This is a genomic window from Sulfurimonas sp. NW7 (assembly GCF_051132265.1).
Taxonomy (GTDB): Bacteria; Campylobacterota; Campylobacteria; order Campylobacterales; family Sulfurimonadaceae; genus Sulfurimonas; species Sulfurimonas hydrogeniphila.
The window spans coordinates 766,463-786,040 of the sequence record NZ_CP093235.1 but is presented as its reverse complement, the minus strand read 5'-3'; the positions used below and the strand labels follow the sequence as shown (position 1 = coordinate 786,040).

Annotated in this window: 18 protein-coding genes and 1 tRNA gene; 2 read left to right on the top strand and 17 right to left on the bottom strand. The window is 32.4% G+C overall.

Annotation, left to right across the window (positions count from 1 at the left end; genetic code table 11):
* Nucleotides 1-12: 12 nt before the first annotated feature.
* The 12 genes from kdsB to MLC35_RS04135 form a co-directional block, all read right to left on the bottom strand.
* Nucleotides 13-780, bottom strand: coding sequence for a 3-deoxy-manno-octulosonate cytidylyltransferase (kdsB, locus tag MLC35_RS04190; protein WP_434637957.1), 768 nt, complete (start codon nucleotides 778-780; stop codon nucleotides 13-15).
* Nucleotides 777-1,544, bottom strand: coding sequence for an HpcH/HpaI aldolase family protein (locus tag MLC35_RS04185; protein ID WP_434637955.1), 768 nt, complete (start codon nucleotides 1,542-1,544; stop codon nucleotides 777-779). Before MLC35_RS04185 ends, kdsB begins: the two co-directional genes overlap by 4 nt.
* Complete coding sequence (locus MLC35_RS04180) at nucleotides 1,528-3,024, bottom strand: lipopolysaccharide biosynthesis protein (protein WP_434637953.1); 1,497 nt, start codon at nucleotides 3,022-3,024, stop codon at nucleotides 1,528-1,530. Before MLC35_RS04180 ends, MLC35_RS04185 begins: the two co-directional genes overlap by 17 nt.
* Nucleotides 3,025-4,902, bottom strand: coding sequence for an asparagine synthase (glutamine-hydrolyzing) (gene asnB / locus MLC35_RS04175; RefSeq protein ID WP_434637951.1), 1,878 nt, complete (start codon nucleotides 4,900-4,902; stop codon nucleotides 3,025-3,027).
* The gene (locus tag MLC35_RS04170; protein ID WP_434637949.1) at nucleotides 4,902-6,560 is read right to left on the bottom strand and encodes a hypothetical protein; all 1,659 of its coding nucleotides are present in this window, start codon (nucleotides 6,558-6,560) and stop codon (nucleotides 4,902-4,904) included. Before MLC35_RS04170 ends, asnB begins: the two co-directional genes overlap by 1 nt.
* Entirely contained in the window at nucleotides 6,550-7,575 is a 1,026-nt protein-coding gene (gene pseI, locus MLC35_RS04165; RefSeq protein ID WP_434637947.1) for a pseudaminic acid synthase, read from the bottom strand. Before pseI ends, MLC35_RS04170 begins: the two co-directional genes overlap by 11 nt.
* Nucleotides 7,562-8,203, bottom strand: coding sequence for a formyltransferase family protein (locus MLC35_RS04160; RefSeq protein ID WP_434637945.1), 642 nt, complete (start codon nucleotides 8,201-8,203; stop codon nucleotides 7,562-7,564). Before MLC35_RS04160 ends, pseI begins: the two co-directional genes overlap by 14 nt.
* Before the next feature lies 1 nt (nucleotide 8,204).
* Nucleotides 8,205-9,137, bottom strand: a complete 933-nt coding sequence (gene pseG / locus MLC35_RS04155; RefSeq protein WP_434637943.1) for a UDP-2,4-diacetamido-2,4,6-trideoxy-beta-L-altropyranose hydrolase — start codon at nucleotides 9,135-9,137, stop codon at nucleotides 8,205-8,207.
* Nucleotides 9,134-9,844 (bottom strand): pseudaminic acid cytidylyltransferase, encoded by a 711-nt coding sequence (pseF, locus tag MLC35_RS04150; RefSeq protein WP_434637941.1) that lies wholly within the window; start codon nucleotides 9,842-9,844, stop codon nucleotides 9,134-9,136. The genes pseG and pseF overlap by 4 nt, the downstream gene beginning before the upstream one ends.
* Nucleotides 9,845-9,847: 3 nt before the next feature.
* Nucleotides 9,848-10,975: a UDP-4-amino-4,6-dideoxy-N-acetyl-beta-L-altrosamine transaminase gene (gene pseC / locus MLC35_RS04145; RefSeq protein WP_434637939.1), complete on the bottom strand. Its 1,128-nt coding sequence runs from the start codon at nucleotides 10,973-10,975 to the stop codon at nucleotides 9,848-9,850.
* A 1-nt stretch (nucleotide 10,976) separates the two neighbouring features.
* A complete protein-coding gene (gene pseB, locus MLC35_RS04140; protein WP_434637937.1) occupies nucleotides 10,977-11,963 on the bottom strand; it encodes a UDP-N-acetylglucosamine 4,6-dehydratase (inverting) in 987 nt (328 codons plus the stop codon).
* Between the two features lie 133 nt (nucleotides 11,964-12,096).
* Nucleotides 12,097-12,453 carry a MarR family EPS-associated transcriptional regulator gene (locus tag MLC35_RS04135; protein WP_151900715.1) on the bottom strand — a complete coding sequence of 119 codons (357 nt, stop codon included), beginning with the start codon at nucleotides 12,451-12,453 and terminating at the stop codon, nucleotides 12,097-12,099.
* 371 nt (nucleotides 12,454-12,824) lie between these two features.
* Between MLC35_RS04135 and MLC35_RS04130 the strand changes: the two genes are divergently transcribed.
* Entirely contained in the window at nucleotides 12,825-13,073 is a 249-nt protein-coding gene (locus MLC35_RS04130) for a ComEA family DNA-binding protein (RefSeq protein WP_434637935.1), read from the top strand.
* Nucleotides 13,074-13,211: 138 nt separating this feature from the next.
* Here the strand turns inward: MLC35_RS04130 and MLC35_RS04125 are convergent, their stop codons facing one another.
* Both MLC35_RS04125 and MLC35_RS04120 read right to left on the bottom strand, forming a co-directional pair.
* A complete protein-coding gene (locus MLC35_RS04125; RefSeq protein WP_151900717.1) occupies nucleotides 13,212-13,760 on the bottom strand; it encodes a Uma2 family endonuclease in 549 nt (182 codons plus the stop codon).
* 98 nt (nucleotides 13,761-13,858) lie between these two features.
* Nucleotides 13,859-13,934: transfer RNA gene (locus MLC35_RS04120), tRNA-Phe, on the bottom strand.
* A 176-nt stretch (nucleotides 13,935-14,110) separates the two neighbouring features.
* Between MLC35_RS04120 and MLC35_RS04115 the strand changes: the two genes are divergently transcribed.
* Complete coding sequence (locus MLC35_RS04115) at nucleotides 14,111-15,082, top strand: IS30 family transposase (RefSeq protein ID WP_434636706.1); 972 nt, start codon at nucleotides 14,111-14,113, stop codon at nucleotides 15,080-15,082.
* Between the two features lie 549 nt (nucleotides 15,083-15,631).
* Here the strand turns inward: MLC35_RS04115 and MLC35_RS04110 are convergent.
* The 3 genes from MLC35_RS04110 to lsrK all read right to left on the bottom strand — a co-directional run bounded on the left by MLC35_RS04110 (nucleotide 15,632) and on the right by lsrK (nucleotide 19,341).
* Nucleotides 15,632-16,405 (bottom strand): glycosyltransferase family 2 protein, encoded by a 774-nt coding sequence (locus MLC35_RS04110; RefSeq protein ID WP_434637933.1) that lies wholly within the window; start codon nucleotides 16,403-16,405, stop codon nucleotides 15,632-15,634.
* Nucleotides 16,406-16,659: 254 nt separating this feature from the next.
* On the bottom strand, nucleotides 16,660-17,697 hold the full coding sequence (gene mqnE / locus MLC35_RS04105) for an aminofutalosine synthase MqnE (protein WP_346388529.1): 1,038 nt from the start codon (nucleotides 17,695-17,697) through the stop codon (nucleotides 16,660-16,662).
* Between the two features lie 81 nt (nucleotides 17,698-17,778).
* Nucleotides 17,779-19,341: an autoinducer-2 kinase gene (lsrK, locus tag MLC35_RS04100; protein WP_434637930.1), complete on the bottom strand. Its 1,563-nt coding sequence runs from the start codon at nucleotides 19,339-19,341 to the stop codon at nucleotides 17,779-17,781.
* Nucleotides 19,342-19,578 lie beyond the last annotated feature (237 nt).

Below are 19,578 nucleotides of genomic sequence, written 5' to 3'. Positions count from 1 at the left end.
TCATACCTTAACTTATATATAGCTCTCAAATAACTCATCATCTTTCATAATCTTCACAACCTTTTCCAAGTCTTCCTTTGTATCAACGGCTTTTGTTTCATACTCTGTGTCTATCATTTTAACTTTGCCCCCATTTTCAAGAATTCTCATCATATCAACTGATTCTATTATTTCTAAAGGTGTTGGTTCCATTTCATTGTACTCTAGTAAAAAATCTCTAGTAAACGGTATGACACACACTTGTTTTTTCATAGGAACATCCAAAACACCTTTTTTTCTACTTGGTATTGGTTCTCTTGAAAAATAAAGGGCATTATTATTCTTATCCATAGCAACTTTTACTTCATTTGGATTTTCAAACTCTTCTACCGTGTTTAAATCGGCTACTAAGTTTGTAATTTTTATGCTTTTATCTTGAAGCATAGGTTCTACTGCTTCATCTATCATCTGAGGAAATGTCAAAGGCTCATCACCCTGCACCATTATCATGATGTCAACTTTGATATTTTCATCTTGTTCTATTTTAAGCATAGCCTCCGCACACCTGTCACTGCATCTCTCATGGCAATCACTTGTCATAACAGCTTTTCCGCCTATGGATTCTACATAATTATAAATTTCTTCATCACATGTAGCTACATACACTTCACTCAAAAGTTTAGACATTTTTACCCTTTTGTAAACATGTCCTATCATTGGCATTCCAAGTATATCTGCCATCGGTTTACCTGGAAACCTACTTGAGCCCATTCTTGCTGGAATTATCGAAATGATATTCATGATTTTAATCCTTTTTTAATTGTTTCCATCCCTTTTATAGCCAAATCTCGCATAAAAAAGTAATCTATCCCGTAAGCTAAGAATGTACAACCTTGTTCTATCTTCTCTTGTAATTTTGATGGGTCTGTATCTACTACATGAAAACCTGAGGGGATATTGTTTTTTTTGCAACTATCGAGTACAGTTTGCACAGCATCCTTTACATCATCTCGTTCAAACTCTCCAGGATGACCTATACTACCGCTTAAGTCATACGGACCTATAATAGTACCATCTATTCCTTCTACACTTATAATTTCATTTATATTATTTATTGCATCTATATGCTCTATTTGAGCTATGATTACAAGCTCTTCTTCCACCCATTTTTTATATTCTTCAAAACCTGTTCCATATTTAGAAGCTCTGTATAGTCCAACACCTCTTTTGCCTATTGGTGGGTACTTTGCAAACTCTACTGCCTGCAGCGCATCTTCTTTTGAATTTACCATGGGCACTATGATGCCATCAGCTCCCATATCTAAAACTTTTTTTATGATTACTTCTTCATTTTTACTTACTCTTACAAGTGCTTTTATTCCACTTGATTGAATGGTCGCTATTAAATCTTGAATTGTTTTTAAGTCTATTGAAGTATGCTCTGTATCTACTACAAGCCATTCAAAACCAGCCAAAGCCATAACTTCAACACTCATGGTATTGCCTATCATTATCCAACTACCAATAGTTAACTCATTGTTTTTTAGTTTATTTTTTAGTGACATTTTTTAACCTTAAAAAAAGTGTGTTTATCTCATCTCGATTAGTTGCAAAAACTTTTGGAAATATATATGCCCCTATTATAACAAAACCTGTATATAGTGTACCTGATGTCAAAAAATTTATCAAAGGAGAGGTAAAACTAAAAACATGACTTGATATATAAGCGATGACTACAAAAAACACTATGGAATAAATTTGATGATATACAAATGACTTCATCTTAAAGTTTAAAAATTTAGCATTAAAATAAAGTTGAATATTTACACCAATTAGTTGAAGAATAAGTATTTTACCGGCAAGTCCTATAGCCCCAAAGTCTAAAATATATATCAGTCCAAAAGATATAAACATCCCTAGTGGCTGTGTAAATAAAGATATATTGCGCATAAGTTTCGTCTTCCCAGTAGCATAAAATACACTTCCACTAAGCTGTCCATAAGTTTGATGAATAGGGTACAATGCCATTATCATTAAAACCGGATAAGCATTTTGAAATTTTTCATCTGTAAATATTGCCAATACATTTTCACTCTGTATAGAAATAAATACCGCAAAATATGCAGCTATACTATAAAGCATAGGTATATATCTATAAAAAAGTTTTCTCATATTTTCTAAATCTTTTTTCTCATAAGATTTACTAAATTCTCTAGTGATGATAGGTGTCATAGCAGAGGTAAATAAAAAACACATAGCTGCTAAACTATAAGCAAGACCATAAAACCCGGTTTGTTCACTTCCAGCTATTTTTTGAAGTAGCCAAATGTCAAAAAAACCGGCAATTAGTCCTACTATGCTGTATATCACAAGAGGATGACAATATTCTATAAACTCTTTTGAGAGATTTAGAATTGAAAATTTAAGACTAAAAACATTTTCAAATATCCTTTTTTTAACAAACAGCCAAGAAATTATCAATAAAAAAGATACTAATGCAATATATTGAAAATAAAAATATTTATGCAAATCAAAAACAGTAACATAAACAAAATACAAAAGCAACAAAAGAGATGCTATTTTATGCCCTATTTTTATAAGTTCCACTGATACAGTCAATGCATAGGCATCTGATATTTTAATAAATATTTGAGTAAACCATGAAAGAAAACCAAACAGTAAACCCATAAAAATATATTCACTTGGTATATTTGGCAAAAGTTTTTCACTGTAACCCAAGCTTTTAACACCATATACAAAAAGTAATACTATAAACAATACTGCAATAGAATATAAGAAATAAAATGAGATAAGCTCTTTTCTAGTATGCTTAGCTGAGAGTTTTGTAAAAAAAGCGATAGAACTTCCCATATCTAAAAAACCAATCGCTTTCATAAAAAAATCTTGAAGATATACAAACTGCCCGTAAGCAACAGGACCTAATGCTTTTGGTACAATAGCTACTAAAATAGCACCTATAATAGCACTTATGATATTTGCAAAGAGTTTAATGCTGTATCGTTTTTTTAGGCTATGTTCTTGCATTTAGTTTGTAATCAATTCTTCAAATGTTATATTCTCATTACTTATATCTTCTAAAACATTAAATTTCAGCCATATTATAAAACTAATTATTGCAAAAAGTTTTAATGAGTTTTTTTTATTTGATACCCACTCTTTATCTAATTGAATACCTAACGATAAATATTCATCAAGATATTTTTGATGTTTATTAATAAATTTGAGTATATTTTCATTAATTTTTTTATCGTAAAACCATGTATTAATAGGCATCGTTGGTCCACTTTTTTTTGCTTTTGTCACATAACCTGGTAAATGTTTTTTTAAAATTTTTCTTAATAAACCCTTCTGTCCATATTTACTTTTCAAGGTGTCGGGAACTGACATAAGAAACTCATAGAGTCTATAATCCAAAAAGGGGCTTCTATTCTCTACAGAAAAATTCATGGTTGCAATGTCTACAAAATGATTACCTGAACCTATCAATGTAAATGTATTAACATATCCCATTATATTATATATATCATATTCTTGAAAATGATTATTTGAAATTTTAAAATAGATAGAAGCATTATCTCTTAAACGCTTCTCTATTGTTTCTTTATCTTTTTTAAAGTCATATCTAAAACTAGATAGTGTTTCAACATGCCAGACTTTATAATCAAACAATAGCTGATAAGCAGTAGCTATTTTACGATTTAAATTAATAGTAAATTTTGATATAAATTCACTATAAGGAAGTTTATTATATGTAAATCTAAATATTTTATCAATTTTTCTAGCCAATCCAGCTTGCCAAGGGTATCCACCAAATAATTCATCTCCTCCAACACCTGTTAATATTACTTTAGTATCATTCTTTATAGCTAAATTTGCAAGTTCATAAAACACTAAAATACCTGAGTTTATAAAGATTTCATCATAATGATGAATAATTTTTACAATATTTTCATTATAATATTTATAGTCTAATACACTCTTTTCATATTTTATATTTAATTCATTAGCTAATTTAATAGGTATTTCTACATCTGTATTGTTATTTTCTTGTAAATCTTTACCTGATATATCTGCTCCAAAAGCATAGAAATCATTGTTTGTAGCTTCTTTAGCAAATTTTGCAATTGATGTAGAATCTAAACCACCACTTAAAAATACTCCAACTGGCACATCACTCCTCAATCTTAGTTCAATCGCAGATTTATAAAGTTTTATAAATCTATTTTCTATCTCTTCCTCGCTATTATTACAAGTCTCTATGCATGGATTATACCACCTAGTTTCTTCTATCTTTCCATCTTTAAATTTAATATATGACCCAGGATTTACATTAAAAGTATTTTTATAGAGAGAAAACGGTTGTGGTAGAAACCAACAAGCAAAATTAATCTGAATATTAGTTTTATCTATTTCTAATTTTTTTATTTTTTTAATAGCCTTAACTTCTGATGCAAATGTAAGTATGTTTTTTTCATAAAAATAGTATAAAGGTTTTTCAGCAAATCTATCTCTTATTAGATACTTAACATCATTTTCTTCATCAATCAGCACTATTGCAAACATACCATTTAATTTATTTAAAAAATCAATGCCATATTTATTATATAAAAATGGTATTATCTCAACATCTGAACCGCTTTTAGAGATAAATTCACTTTTATGTTCTTCCAATAATTCAATATAATTAAAAATTTCACCATTCATATACACTACTATATCGTTATATCGAAAAGGTTGCATTCCTTTTTCAGATAAATCATGTATCGACAATCTATTAAAAGCCACCTTCCATTCTAGCCCACTTTCAATACTAGACATATCTGGTCCACGACTATTGATACTTTTACGTGCATTTTCTAAATCTATATTTTCGTTCCCAAAATATCCTACAAATCCACACATTATATTTTCATCTCACTTTTGTTTAATTCTTTTTTTAATATTTCAGTAACTACTTTTTTTGTATCACATTGCTTTGAAGAGTAATACTCTATAATGTCATCATATCGTTTTCTGTTTTTTGTTATATTTTCAATATTTCTAACTTTTTCTTCTAAATCATCAACTGAATCAACTAAAATGAACATTTTTTTCATATCTTCCAATGTGTCTTCTGGTAAGGAGAGAGGTTGCCCACTAAACAAGATTATATCTCTTTTATAGTGCAATTCTCTATTTATAAACTCTGACGAAAAATAGTCACTAATTATGTATTTACTTTTCGGAATTAAATTTTGAATTGGAATACTAAATTCTATAGTTACATTTGGATAATTCTGACTTAATTCTAAAAATGGTATATATAACATTGTCCCAAGCATAATACCAGGTTGGATTTTGATACATATATTTTTATCTTTAAATTTAGTTCCAAAAAGTTTTATAATACCTTTGTGTCTTCTATATATATTGTTTGCATCGATTGACAGTCTATTTTCATATGAAAAGATATGTACTCCTGAATAAGCATAAGATGTACAATATGTAATATATAAAAAGTCAAACTCTTGTTTCTTCTTTTTTATAGAATAGTTAAAATTTATACTACCTATAGATTCAATTTTTTTAGCTCCTCTGTGCTGAAATAATTCTTTAGTAAAGTCATTAAATACAAAGTTTATATCAGCAGGATATATTTCATTGTATTTTAAAAAAATATTTTCCTGTAAATAACTGCCATGTTGCATAAATATATTTGGAATTGAATTTTTTTTATTTATAAGTATTTGTCGATAGTTTTGCATCTTGGATAAAAAAGAAAAAGGTTTTATAATTATATATTTTTCATCATATTTGGCTAGATGAGCAGTAATATCATCTAATAATTTCATATATTGATTTTTAAATAGACTGTTTTTTTTATCTATTATAGTTTTGTTTATTCTTCCTATGAAATCAAAAATTTGTTTTTTTTCAATACTCTCTTTTCTCGTTACCGGATTCAAATCATTATAGACATCTAAAAAATGTATCATATCATATGGTAAGCTTGTATCTTTTCTTAAAATATATTTATTTATAATATTTTCAAATATATCTTTTTTATATTTTAAAGTATTAAAAATATTTTGTAGTTTATTCTTTTTATAAAAACTTGCATCTTTATTTTTTATGTTTATAATTTTATCCACATATTGATTATCAAATAAACAACTTTTATATAAAAAACAATTCTCTTCTCTTTTTATACCATCTACATCTGTAAGATAAAAAATTTGTCTATTTTCTTTTTTGGCTAATTTTAAATAACTTTTGAGCTGATTAAAATATTTTTCAAAAGTTATCAAAAAAGCAAAATCTCTAAATAAAAAACTCAATTCTTTAAAGTCAATAAAAATTTCTTCAAACTCTTTATATTCTTTAAATACATTTTTATGAAATTCTTCAATCTTTACTATATCATGAAAAGTAATAAATTTTTTCTTAGCTTGATTCAATAAAAAGCTAGAATAAGGGGTCAATGATAATATATTTGCATTAATATCTTTTAGATAACTACTTAAATCAAAACTATTTTGTTTAAATCTCATATCAACAATATATAAATATTTATCTTTCAAATCTATCCCCAAACTTATAGTCTTTATCAGATATTTCACCCAAAACATCTTTCAAATACTTAGGATGTATTCCATATCCTGGTCTTACACTTCTTACATTTTCTTCATTAAATTTTTCACCTTTTTTTATATTTTTAGCCACATAAAGACTTCGTGCAAATTGACGAGATTTTTTCTTTTTTTCATTCATACTATAGTCAACTTTTCCAAGCAATTTCTCAGTATCTCTTATAGCTTTTACCATATCACTAAATTCTTGTTTATCAAGACTAAAATCAGCATCAGCTCCACCTATGCTTTTATCTAGTATAAAGTGTTTTTCAATCACTTTCGCACCAAGAGTAACCGCTGCTATAGGAGCAGTTAAACCTAAAGTATGGTCACTAAAACCACTAATAACTCCAAAAGTTTGTGCTAAGTTTGGTACCATTTGCAAGTTTGCATCTTCTAATGGCGCTGGGTAAGCTGAAGTACATTTTAATAAAACTATATCATCATTTCCCACACCCCTACAGATATCTACTGCATCCTGTATTTCATCTATTGTAGCAATTCCAGTTGATATGATAATAGGTTTACCTTTACTTGCAGTGTATCGAATAAGTTCGTAGTCTGTTATCTCAAAAGAAGCTATCTTATATGCTGATGGATGAAACTGTTCTAAAAAATCAACAGCACTTTTATCAAATGGAGATGAAAAAATATCTATACCAATGCTTCTAGCATACTTAAATAGCTCTTTATGCCATTCCCAAGGGGTATATGCCCATTTATAAAGTTCATACAAACTTTTTCCATCCCAAAGAGTACCGCCTTTTACTATAAAATCATCTTTTTTACAATCAAGTGTCATTGTATCAGCTGTATATGTTTGAAGCTTTATAGCATTTGCTCCTATCTCTTTAGCTGCTTTTATAGTATCTTTTGCAATCTCAATATCTCCGTTATGGTTTGCGCTCAACTCTGCTATGATATAAGTTCTATCTTTTGTTAAATCAAAATTACCTATTTTCATTATCTGCCTTTTCAATTTTTAGGATATACTTTTGACCATTTTTATAAAAAAATGCCGGATATTCTTCATTGTCAACGATTCTTAATAGGTTAAATTGTTCATTAATTGTTTTCTGTATATCCAGTTCACTGTCTTTTGTACTTCGCTTAGGGTAAAAACTTTCCTCACCTTTTTGTGCTTTAGGATGTTTATATATTTCATAATTATTTATAAATTCTAAACACATATCTATTGTAAAAAGGGCCTGCTTGTCCCTTAACTCATGATTTAATTCATCACCATCTAAATGAAGAGTTTTTTTCATATAAATATCGCCATCATCAACACCATTAGATGCCTCAAACATAGAAAATACTATATCATTTTTACCTTCTAAAATCTGCCAAAACATAGGTGCCCAACCTTTACCTGCAGGTAAATCACTTGCATGAACAACAATATTATGTTTATTGTTTTTTAAATATTTTTCTTCAATTATTTTATGATAACTTAATATGAAAAGAATATCAAAGTTATCATTTATAAGAAAATGATTAAAAAATAATTTTGAATTTTGAATTTTTTTATTTAGTTCTTCTGCATAAGGAATAAACCATTGATTCTGTGATGTTAAAATAGCTATTTTCATTTTATTTCTTTATTCTTTTGATTATTAAATTTAGTTTAATATTAAGTATACTTTCAGAAAATTGCTTGAGTACAAAACATTTTTTCTTTTTAAGATATTTATATATATCATCTTGATTAGAAGCTGTTTTAATAGCTATTAATGGGAGTTTCATAAAACATACTTCATTCACTGTCACGCTAGGAGTAACAATCGCAAAATCACTCTTACCCATAAGTTTTGCTATTTTATTTGAGTTTATATGAAGCTTTATCCATTTTTTATCTTTACAATATTTTTGCACTGCTTCTAAGTTTCTATTGGCAGTTGTTGTTACTAAATTTACTTTTATATCTTTAAAATTTTGGAGAACCTTTAGTATTTTTATGTTTATGTTGCTATGGTCTGCTCCACCCATGGCTACAAATATCATTGTTATTTTAACTTTCTTTTTTGGACTCTTTTGCAGTCGTTTTTTTTCTGTTATAAATTCATCTCGTAAAAGTGTATACTTACTACCACATTTAAGTTTACAGTTTTTTAGAACAAGATTTTTATACTTTTTTTCATCCGCACTAATATTATGATTTAAAAGTATATCACAATAGTGTTTTTCATAGGTATCATCAAGTACCATCAGCTTGATATTTGGATTATACTTTTTTAATTTTTTTTCAAATTCAAAATCGATCTCATAATGATCTATCACTACCATCTCTACATGTAAAGAGTTCACAAGCTTATTAAACTCTTCAAAGTCATTTGAGTTTAGTATCTCAACTCTATATCCAGAATCAATTATTTTTTGGTTTATATTACCTTCTAAATTTTGTATAGCAAAAGTGATATCTGCACCTTTAAATTGCTTTGCTAAAACAAGGTCTCGCATAATATGACCTATCCCTATAATTGATGATGAATCTGCTCGAAAAAGAATTTTTTTATTATTTTTCATCTTTTTCCTTCATTAAAATCTTGCTGTATGACTTTGTACATAAGTTCGGCTCTTTTCCAATCCTCTAAAGTATCTATATCTTGCACTAAGTATCTAGGCAACAATATGGGAATAGAATCTTTACCAAACATAACTTCATCAGACTTTTCACCTAACTTTTTCCAGTAAAACTGACCTGCATCTTGATACGCCTCTTCTAAATCTTGACTGCGTATCATATAGTATTCAGGATAAAACATTTTACATCTGCCATCCTCAGTCAATTTAAAAGTTCTTTGAATAGGGAAAGGCATGGAGGTAGCACTAAAAGCATTGATAGCATCCGAATCTTTTAGTCTTTCAAATCCCTCTACAAGATATTCTTTTTGTAAAAGTGGAGCAGTCGCATAAATAGTACATACATATTCAAAAATCTCTCCATGGTCTTTTAAATGTTGGACTGAATGTTCCATAACTGCATCAGTACCTGTAAAGTCATCTGCTAGTTCTTTTGGTCTGTTGATAATCTCAACACCATATCTTTTAGCTACTTTAGCTATCTCTTCATCGTCAGTACTTACTATAATCTTGTCAAACAATTTGGATTCTAAAGCTGTTTGTATAGAGTACGCAATAAGAGGCTTACCAAAAAAATCTTTTATATTTTTTTTCGGTATTCGTTTACTGCCACCTCGTGCCGGGATAATAGCTATTGCATCTTTTTTCATCATCTACTTTAAAACCTCTAGTAAAGTTTCTATAACATACGCTTGTTCATCATCACTCAAAAGCGGATACATTGGAAGAGAGAAACACTCTTTGTAATAGTTATCCATATTAGGCGTGTATTCATCTCCATAACCTAAACTTTGATAATAAGGTTGCTTATTAATGGGCATATAATGCAACTGAATACCAATATTTTTTTCTCTAAGCCTATGAAACAATTCTTCTTTTGAAAGAGTAAGTTTTGAGAAATCAACTTGCACTACATAGAGATGATACGATGACTTGCCATCAAAAGTATAAAGTGGTTTAACTATAGAATCTTTAAAGGCATCATCATATTTTTTTGCTATTGTAAATCTTCTCTTTACAAATTGAGGTAGCTTTTTAAGTTGAGAGACACCTAAAGCACACTGCATATCGGTAATACGGTAGTTAAATCCAAGTTCCCGCATCTCGTATTCCCAAGGTTTCATATCGGGGGTTTTAACCATTCCGTGACCTCGCAATGTAAGCATCTTTTCATAAAGCTCTTTTGAATTTGTAGTAATCGCTCCACCTTCAGCCGTAGTCAAATGCTTCACAGGATGAAAAGAGAAGATAGAAACATCAGAGTTTGTACAACTCCCTGCTTTGATGCCATTATACACGGCTCCAATAGCATGAGCATTGTCTTCTAAAATTCTAATACTATAGGTATCTTTTAGATATTTCAACTTCTCTTGATTGACCATGCGACCTGAAAAGGAAACAGCATATATGGCTTTGATAGAACTGTCTTTTTTAAGCTCCTCTTCACACAGATCCAAATCAATATTCCCGTCTTTTGCAATATCGACAAAAATTGGTTTAGCCCCTGCATACAAAATAGCATTGGAAGTAGCCAAAAATGAGTTTGGTGTAGTTAAAACTTTTTCATCCTTATTTAATAAAACCAATGAAGCCAAATGTAAAGCAGCGGTACCATTAGCAACAGCAATACAATATTTCGCTCCACAATAATTACTAAGAGCCTTTTCAAATACTTTTACTACCGGACCCGTTGTTAAATAGTCTGATTTTAATACATCTACGACAGCATCAATATCATCTTGCTCTATAAATTGTTTACCATAAGGAATAAATTGTTTCATCTTATAAACTTTGTTCCATTGCTAAAAACTCTTTTTTACTTATCCATTGTGTATTGTTTAATGAGTTATACTCAAACCCTATACCTATATCTTTACCTTCCTCACCTAAAGCATTAGCTGTATAATCAACATGATGGTTAAATTGAATTGTTGGGGTAATAACATAATAGGTTTCATATTCGACTACCCTGTCATCAGCTGTTATCATCACCTCATGCATCTTCTCTCCCGGTCGAATACCTATAATCTTATGTGGCAAATTTGGAGCTAAGGCTTTGGCTAAATCAGTCATCTTCATTGAAGGAATTTTAGGAATAAATATCTCTCCTCCATGCATTCTCTCAAAATTATTTAAAACAAACTGTACACCATCTTTAAGGGTAATTAAAAATCTTGTCATATCGGCATCGGTTATAGGTAATTCAGATGCACCTGTCTCAATAAGATTTTTAAAAAAAGGAACTACTGAACCCCGACTTCCAACAACATTCCCATAACGAACTACTGCAAATCTTGTTTTTCGTTTTCCTACTATATTATTTGCAGCTATAAAAAGTTTATCAGACGCCAGTTTAGTTGCTCCATAAAGATTAATTGGACTCGATGCCTTATCCGTAGAAAGTGCTATTACTTTTTCAACCTCATTTTTAATAGCAGCATTTATCACATTTTGAGCACCATCAATATTTGTTTTAATACACTCTGTTGGATTATATTCAGCTGCAGGAACATGCTTTAAAGCAGCCGCATGAATAACATAATCAACACCATCCATAGCATATTCAACACGCTGTGCATCGCGAACATCCCCTATAAAATACCTCATGCAATCATCATTAAAAGATTGTGCCATTTCATACTGTTTTAATTCATCACGACTAAAAATAATTATTTTGTTAGGTTTGTACTTTGCAAGTATCATTTCTGTATACTTTTTCCCGAAACTACCTGTTCCGCCTGTGATTAATATATTTTTATTGTTAAACATTTTGTTCCTTTGTTCTCATAATATTAAATTACATATTTGTATAGTTTACTAAGAGTTTTTCGTATTTTTTATAAGAGCAGTACTCAGTATATCTAAAATTTGAATTGTAGTAAAAAATTTATTTCTTATTATCTTAAAAGGTGAAAAATTTTCTGTTAGTATTACATAATCTGTTTTTTCTATTGCTATTGTCATAGACTGTTTCCAACTCTCTTTGCAGTTCTTCATACTCAGCTTTTTTTCTGGCGATAAACTTTTTTGTAAGGTCTATTTTGGTTTTTATGCCATCTTCTGTCAAGAGGTATTTGTACTGGTTTTTATGTTTGTTAGCGAAAAAGTTTTCGGCTTTTACCAAGCCTTTTTCTATGAGGGCTTTAAGAACATAGTTTACTTTTCCTACACTGTATCCCAATTCATCAGCCAAAGATTTTTGACTTCTTGAGCTTTCTATCTTTCTAAGTACATTCAGTATCAATTCATCATTTTGCAATACGGTATTCCTAAAATTCATTTTTTGAATTATAATCTTTTTTTACTTATATAGTTATAAAATGTTCTCTTTCATTTCAATTTTTCTGGAATCTGTACTTTCTATGCTAAAACAAACTACAGAAAAAAACTAAATTTTTTTCTGTAGTGCCGACTGTTGTTTTTGTCATGCCACTCCCAGCCCACCCTAAAGGATGGGTTCCAAAAACAATAGCTTCCCGGAATCGGTACTTCAGTGCCGACTAACAATTCCAGGTTACAAAAATACCCATTACTATTAAAAGCACACACAATATTCTGACAATTTACAATAAAATTAGCTAAATAATATTTTTTTATGTACACTGTATTCAAATCAAAAAAAGGATTTCCATGAAATTTTTAGCTATATTAGCCATAAGTGCTACACTGCTTTTTAGTGCAGTAGATATAAACAATGCAAGTAAAACAGAGTTGACAACACTAAGCGGCATCGGTGCGAAAAAAGCTGAAGCAGTTTTAGCCTACAGAACAAATCACTGTTTTAAAAATGTAGATGATTTAACAGCAGTCAAAGGTATAAGTACTAAAACTGTAGAAAAGAACAGAGCTAATTTAACAGTCGGAAAATGTAAAAAATAACTTAATTCCACAAATTCTTATATTAAAAATATTGGCTAATAAACCATACAATCTCAGCTGTTTGAACTTTTTTGCCACTCTCGCCCGCACTAAAAGTACGGGTTCCCAAATACTGTGGAATCAGTACTTTAGTGCCGACTATTTCCAAATTTTACTAAAATCAAACGGCAGTTCTTTGTTGCATTCATCAATTTTAAATGTCACAATCCCATCGCTAATATCACACATTTTTATATATTTGCCATTTTGAAGCTGGTACACTTTTGCATTTTCTTCTTGAGGATCAACCATGATGTAGTAGTTCACACCCTCTTTTTCATACAAATCATATTTTACACCTCTGTCTTTTTTGGCAGTTGCCTTGGACAATACTTCAAAAATAATTTTTGGAGCCTGTGTAATGTAAGCATCATTTTTGGGTTCATGACATATCACACTGTTGTCTGGCTGAACAACAGTATCTTCTGCAATTTTCCAATCAACAGGAAGCAAAACCTGACATTTTGGACAGTCTTGAAAAATACTTTTCAATTCCCATCCAATATTATTACTTATTTTCTGATGTTTAATCATAGGAGCAGGAGACATAGCGTACGGATACCCAGCTATCAGTTCCCACTTTCCATCCCATAATTTATAATCATCATACGTATATCGTGGTATTTCTTCTACTTTTAAAGCACCCATAATAAATCCTTGTAAAATTATTGTTCATTATAACAAAGTTTTACTTTTTATTTGAATGAGATATTGATAATATTTATTTTGTAATGATGTTCATGAGGTGGTGGCCTGTCTCGGAATCGAACCAAGGACACAGTGATTTTCAGTCACTTGCTCTACCGACTGAGCTAACAGGCCTTTGTGAAAGAGTTGGAATTATAGTCATACTTAACTGAATAGTTGCTTAGTATGAAGCTCTTCAGCGGTTTTTTTCCGCCAATTCTAATATCAAGTGCAATTTTTTAAAAGTAAGTTGAAAGGTAGGGTTAACTGATAACCTGCTAATCTATTTCAACCAAAAAATAAGAAGTAGCATGAGATATAAACAATTAACCCTAGAGAAACGATACCATATTTCAGCTTTGCAAAAGGCTGGATTAAACCAAAAAGAAGTTGCAAATGAACTTGGTGTGCACCCATCAACAATAAGCAGAGAGCTTAGAAGAAATAATGATAAGATAAGAGGCTATAATGCAGAGCTAGCTCAGATTATTTCAACAAAAACTGAGATGCAAAAAAGAAAGAGACACTCACTCACGAAACCTATCGAGAAATATATCAGAGCGAAGCTAAAACAGGACTGGTCGCCAGAACAGATATCAGGTCGTATGAAACTCGATACTGGGGTATCAGTAGTTCATGAGACTATCTATCGCTACATTTATACCAACAAAAAGAATGGTGGTAAACTTTACCAGTACCTCCGACACAAAAACAAGAAGTATCATAAGCGAAGTAATGACTATATGGCGAGAGGTACTATTATAGACCGTATCATGATAGATAAGAGACCAAAGATTGTAGAGAAAAAGTCTCGCATCGGAGATTGGGAAATTGACACTGTAGTTGGTAAAGATCATAAAGGATTTTTAGTTACTGTAGTTGACAGAAAATCAAAATTTGCTATCATTAAAAATGTACCAACTAAACATGCCGAAGTAGTAACCCAAGCGCTTATAGAGATGCTCACACCAATGAAAAAGATCACTCATACAATTACAAGTGACAACGGCAAGGAATTCGCATATCATAAACAAGTAGTAGCTGCACTGAACACAGATTTTTACTTTGCTAATCCATATCACTCTTGGGAGAGAGGATTGAATGAACATACTAACGGATTAATCAGGCAGTATTTACCCAAGAAAAGCACCTTTTTAAATGTCTCAAAGGATGAAATCATTATGATTCAGAACAGACTTAACAATCGACCTAGAAAAATCCTTGGATATAAAACTCCATATGAGGTGTTTTTTAGTGAAATGAGTAAAAAGTTAGCTAGTTAAATTAGGTGGAAATTGCACTTGATATTAGAATTGGCGTTCTTTTTTCTTTGTCCCAACAGCTTTTGTATAGTTTTTTTAAAACAATATTTCTGTATTTATCCAGATCTTTTGTAAATACACACTGGCATTATCTTCTACATATTTACCGTTGCTTACCAACCTTCTTGCTACTATCTCAACCTACCCTGCAGGATGTGACATTCGGAATCGCTACTTTCTATATTAAAGCATGACTTGTGAGAAAAAAACTTGATGTTTTCTTGGAACCTAGGTTTTAGTCTTGAAAGACACAAAGCCCGCACTGAAGTACGGGTTCCGAAAAAGCCGCTTAACTTAATGGCATTGCCCTAAAGGATAGGTTCCGAAAAACTGCACATCTCTCGGAATCGGTACTTCAGTGCCGACTGTTTCCAAATCTTGCTAAAATTAAACGGCAGTTCTTTGTTGCATGCATCTATTTTAAATACTACAACCCCGTCACTTACATCACACATTTTTATATATTTGTTATTTTGAAGCTTATACACTTTTGCATTTTTTTCCTGCAGGTCAACTGTGATGTAGTATTTTATGCCTCTGTCTTTTTTGTTGCTCTAAAATTTTTCCATCTAACTCATACTGAATTAAAAGCCTTTTTTCTTCACTATTACATGTAAGCAGCAGTTTTTTGAGCACTTTTATTCTGTATACATCCATATTTTTTCGAAATCCGAGTTGTGCATCATGCCCGGCATATTTTATAATAAGTGTTTCATCTATAAGCCCTATTTTATGCTTACATGTAATACGAAGCCACAGGTCATAATCTTCACAGACTTCTAAATGCTCATCAAAAAGCCCTACTGTTTCGAGTAAACTTTTATGAAGTATTACGGATGACGGAGCAATATTACAATATGACAGATTTTCTAAAAAAGCATCTTTTCCTATTTTTCTATATTTTTTAGGTATTTTTACCGTAATTCCGTTTCTCACCCATTTTTCGTGCGTATAACTCATTAAAATATCCAGATTATGTGTATGAAAATCTACTTGTTTTTGCAGCTTTTGAGGGCAGAATTCATCATCTGAGTCCAAAAAAGCTATCCATTCGCTTTTGGCGATTTCTATACCTTTGTTCCGGGCAGCAGAAACTCCACTGTTTTTTTGATAAATGTATATAATGTTTGGAAAATCATTTTGTATGTTACATGTAGTATCGGTAGAACCGTCATCTATCACTATAATTTCTTTTGGTGTGTATGTTTGAGCGAGTACTGATTTTATGGCTCTTTTTAAAAGTTTGTATCGGTTATATGTTGGAATGATTACCGATATGTCCATTTTTCACTCTCCTGCCACTCTCGCCCGCACTGAAGTACGGGTTCCAAAATAACTGCATATTCTTCGGAATCGGCACTTTAGTGCCGACTGTTGTTTCTGTCGTGCCACTCCCAGCCCACCCTAAAGGATGGGGTCCAAAAACAATAGCTTCCCGGAATCGGTATTTTACTCTCCTGCCACTCCCGCCCGCACTGAAGTACGGGTTCCGAAATAACTGCATATTCTTCGGAATCGGTACTTTAGTGCCGACCAGTTTACCAGACCTTTATCTCATTATACACACTGTCACGCTCAACAGGAATAAAGCCAGAATTTTTTATCAATCCCGTAAATTCTTTCACATCCACCCCATTGGCACTCGCGGCTCCTGCTGCAGAGTTGATGGACTCTTTTTCTATCGTCCCATCCAAATCATTTGCCCCGAATTCCTGTGCGACAAGTGCAAGATTCACAGTCGATGTCACCCAGTACGCTTTTAAATTCGGCACATTGTCAAGAACCAGCCTTGCAATGGCATAGGTTTTGAGTATTTCGTTTGCCGTAATCGGTTTGTCGATATTAAGGTAATTATTTTCTGTCTGATAAACAAGCGGTATAAAAGCATTAAATCCACCCGTTATATCTTGCAACTCACGAATTCGCATCATATGATCTATGCGGTTTTCACGAGATTCTACATGTCCAAAAAGCATAGTAACATTAGATTTTTTCCCGCGTTCATGCCATTTACGATGAATTTCAAACCATTGATCTGATGTCACTTTGCCTTTACAGATGTAATCTCTGACCTTTTCATCAAAAATCTCCGCTCCCCCGCCGGGCATAGAATCTACACCGTTTTCTACCATCAAATCAAGCACTTCATCATATGTAAGTCCATGATGACGAGACAAGAAGTCCACTTCTGCAGCAGTCAATGCCTTTACATGTAAGGCTGGATACTTCTCTTTGATTTTTTTAAAAATACCCAAATACCAATCGAGCGTTACATTAGGATTATGGGCAGAAACTATGTGAACCTCTTTTGCATCATGTGCCACTATGTTGTCGACTATATTCATAATTTCTTCATGGCTCATTGTATACTGGTTAGGATTTTTGCGTGTTGCCGAATAGGCGCAAAATTTACAAACATCTGCACAGACGTTTGTAGGGTTTATATGCCGGTTAATATTAAAATATGTCTTTTTACCATGTAATTCCTGACGCTTTGCATCGGCAAGTTCACCAAGTTCAAAAAGGTCTCTTTCATAAAGTTTTATTGCATCTTCAAAATTTATTCTGTTATTCATTCTTTTACCTGTTTTTTTAGCGCTTGCAGCCCACTCCAAGAATGGCTCCGGAATCGGTACTTCAGTGCCGACTTTACTTCTTCAAAGTCCGGGGGCTTTCCACATTGAAGTCGTGATATTATCATCAACTAGCTTTAATTGCACTTCATACGCCTTTTGCCATCTTTCTTTTAACTTTGCATAAACTTCTTTATTCTTCTCGTTGGGCATATGTTTTTTATCCCAGACCACCAACTCTTTTGCCGCTTCTGCTAAACTTTTATAAACACCGACACCTACACCTGCTGCCATTGCCGCACCAAGTGCGGTTGCCTCGGTCACTTTTGGAATTTTCACCACACAGCCCGTTACATCCGCTAAAATCTGTGCCCACAGTTTTCCTTTGCTTGCTCCGCCTGCAAAGACAATCTCTTTTATTTTTATACCGCTGAATACCTCTATATTTTGCAGATTAATGCTTGAAACAATGGCAGCATTTTCCTCCAAACTCCGAAACATCGAGATATGATTATATTTCTCAGCGTCAAGTCCGAGATTTAAAAAACTCGGCGCGGCATGGTACCACTTGCCGTATTTCATCACATCTGAAAATATCGGTAAAATATCATAAGAACCTGCGGGAATTTTCTGTGCTTTTTCTTCTAAAACTTCATAAACGTCTTTACCACACAGACTTGCCTCTTCTTTTTCTGTCTGACAAAAAGCGTCGCGAAACCAGCGCATAACAAGCCCAGAAAAAAATGTTATGCCCTCCGCCTGAGAAAGCCCTTCTATAACATGCGGATTGACGCGTATACTCATATCTTTTGGCGGTTTGACACTGCTTGGAATATTGACCACCTGTTGCCAAAAACTTCCACCCAAAACTGCCACATCACCCTCTTTGACAACCCCGAGTCCGGCAGAACCAAGTTGCACATCTCCTCCGCCCATCACAACTTTCGTCAAGGGGCTCAATCCTGTTTCATCTGCAACTTTTTCACTTACATTGCCAAGAATCGTTCCCGTTTCCAGCACAGGAGGGAATATCTCCTCTTTTATACCGACTTTTTTTGCCATCTCTTTTTCCCAGCTGCGCGAAGCAAGAGAAAAAATTCCTGTAGTGCCGCCGTTACTTGGGTCAACGGCTATTACTCCGCTCAAACGTGCCAAAATCCAATCACCTATCATAGAAATATTTGCCACTTTTTCATAGATTTTTGGTCTCTTGTTTTTAAGCCACAGCAAACGGGGCAAAGCACCTAGAGCAAAGGTCTGTCCGCTTTTTTGGTAAAAATCTTCTTCGATTTCCGGAAATTTTTCTTTTAAATATTTTACTTCTTTTGAAGCACGGGCATCAACATTGGCAACGCCCCAGAGTTCCTTGCCGTTTTTATCATACAGGACAATTCCCTCACGCATACTTGTAGCACTGAGTGCCAAAATATCTGCAGGATTAATCTTTGATTTTGCAATGACATTTTTGATACAGTTACATGTAAGCAGCCAGTTCTTTTCAAAATCAAAAGCCATGGAGTTTGCTACACCTGTTTCTTCGAGGTGTGTCCACTCTTTTTGCTCTGCGGCAATTTGCTTCCCCTGCGTATCAAAAAGTACAGCACGAATACTTCCTGTACCTGCATCTATTGCTAAAAGATATGCCATATTTTTCCTTTTCATTAACTTTCCTACCACGCTTGCCCGCACTGAAGTACGGGTTCCAAAATGCAGTGTCTCCTCGGAATCGGTACTTCAGTGCCGACTCTTTGAACTTTTTTGCCGCTCCCGCCCACCCTAAAGGATGGGTTCCAGAATGCAGTGACTCCCGGAATTGGTACTTCAGTGCCGATTCTTTGAACTTTTTTGCCGCTCCCGCCCACCCTAAAGGATGGGTTCCAGAAT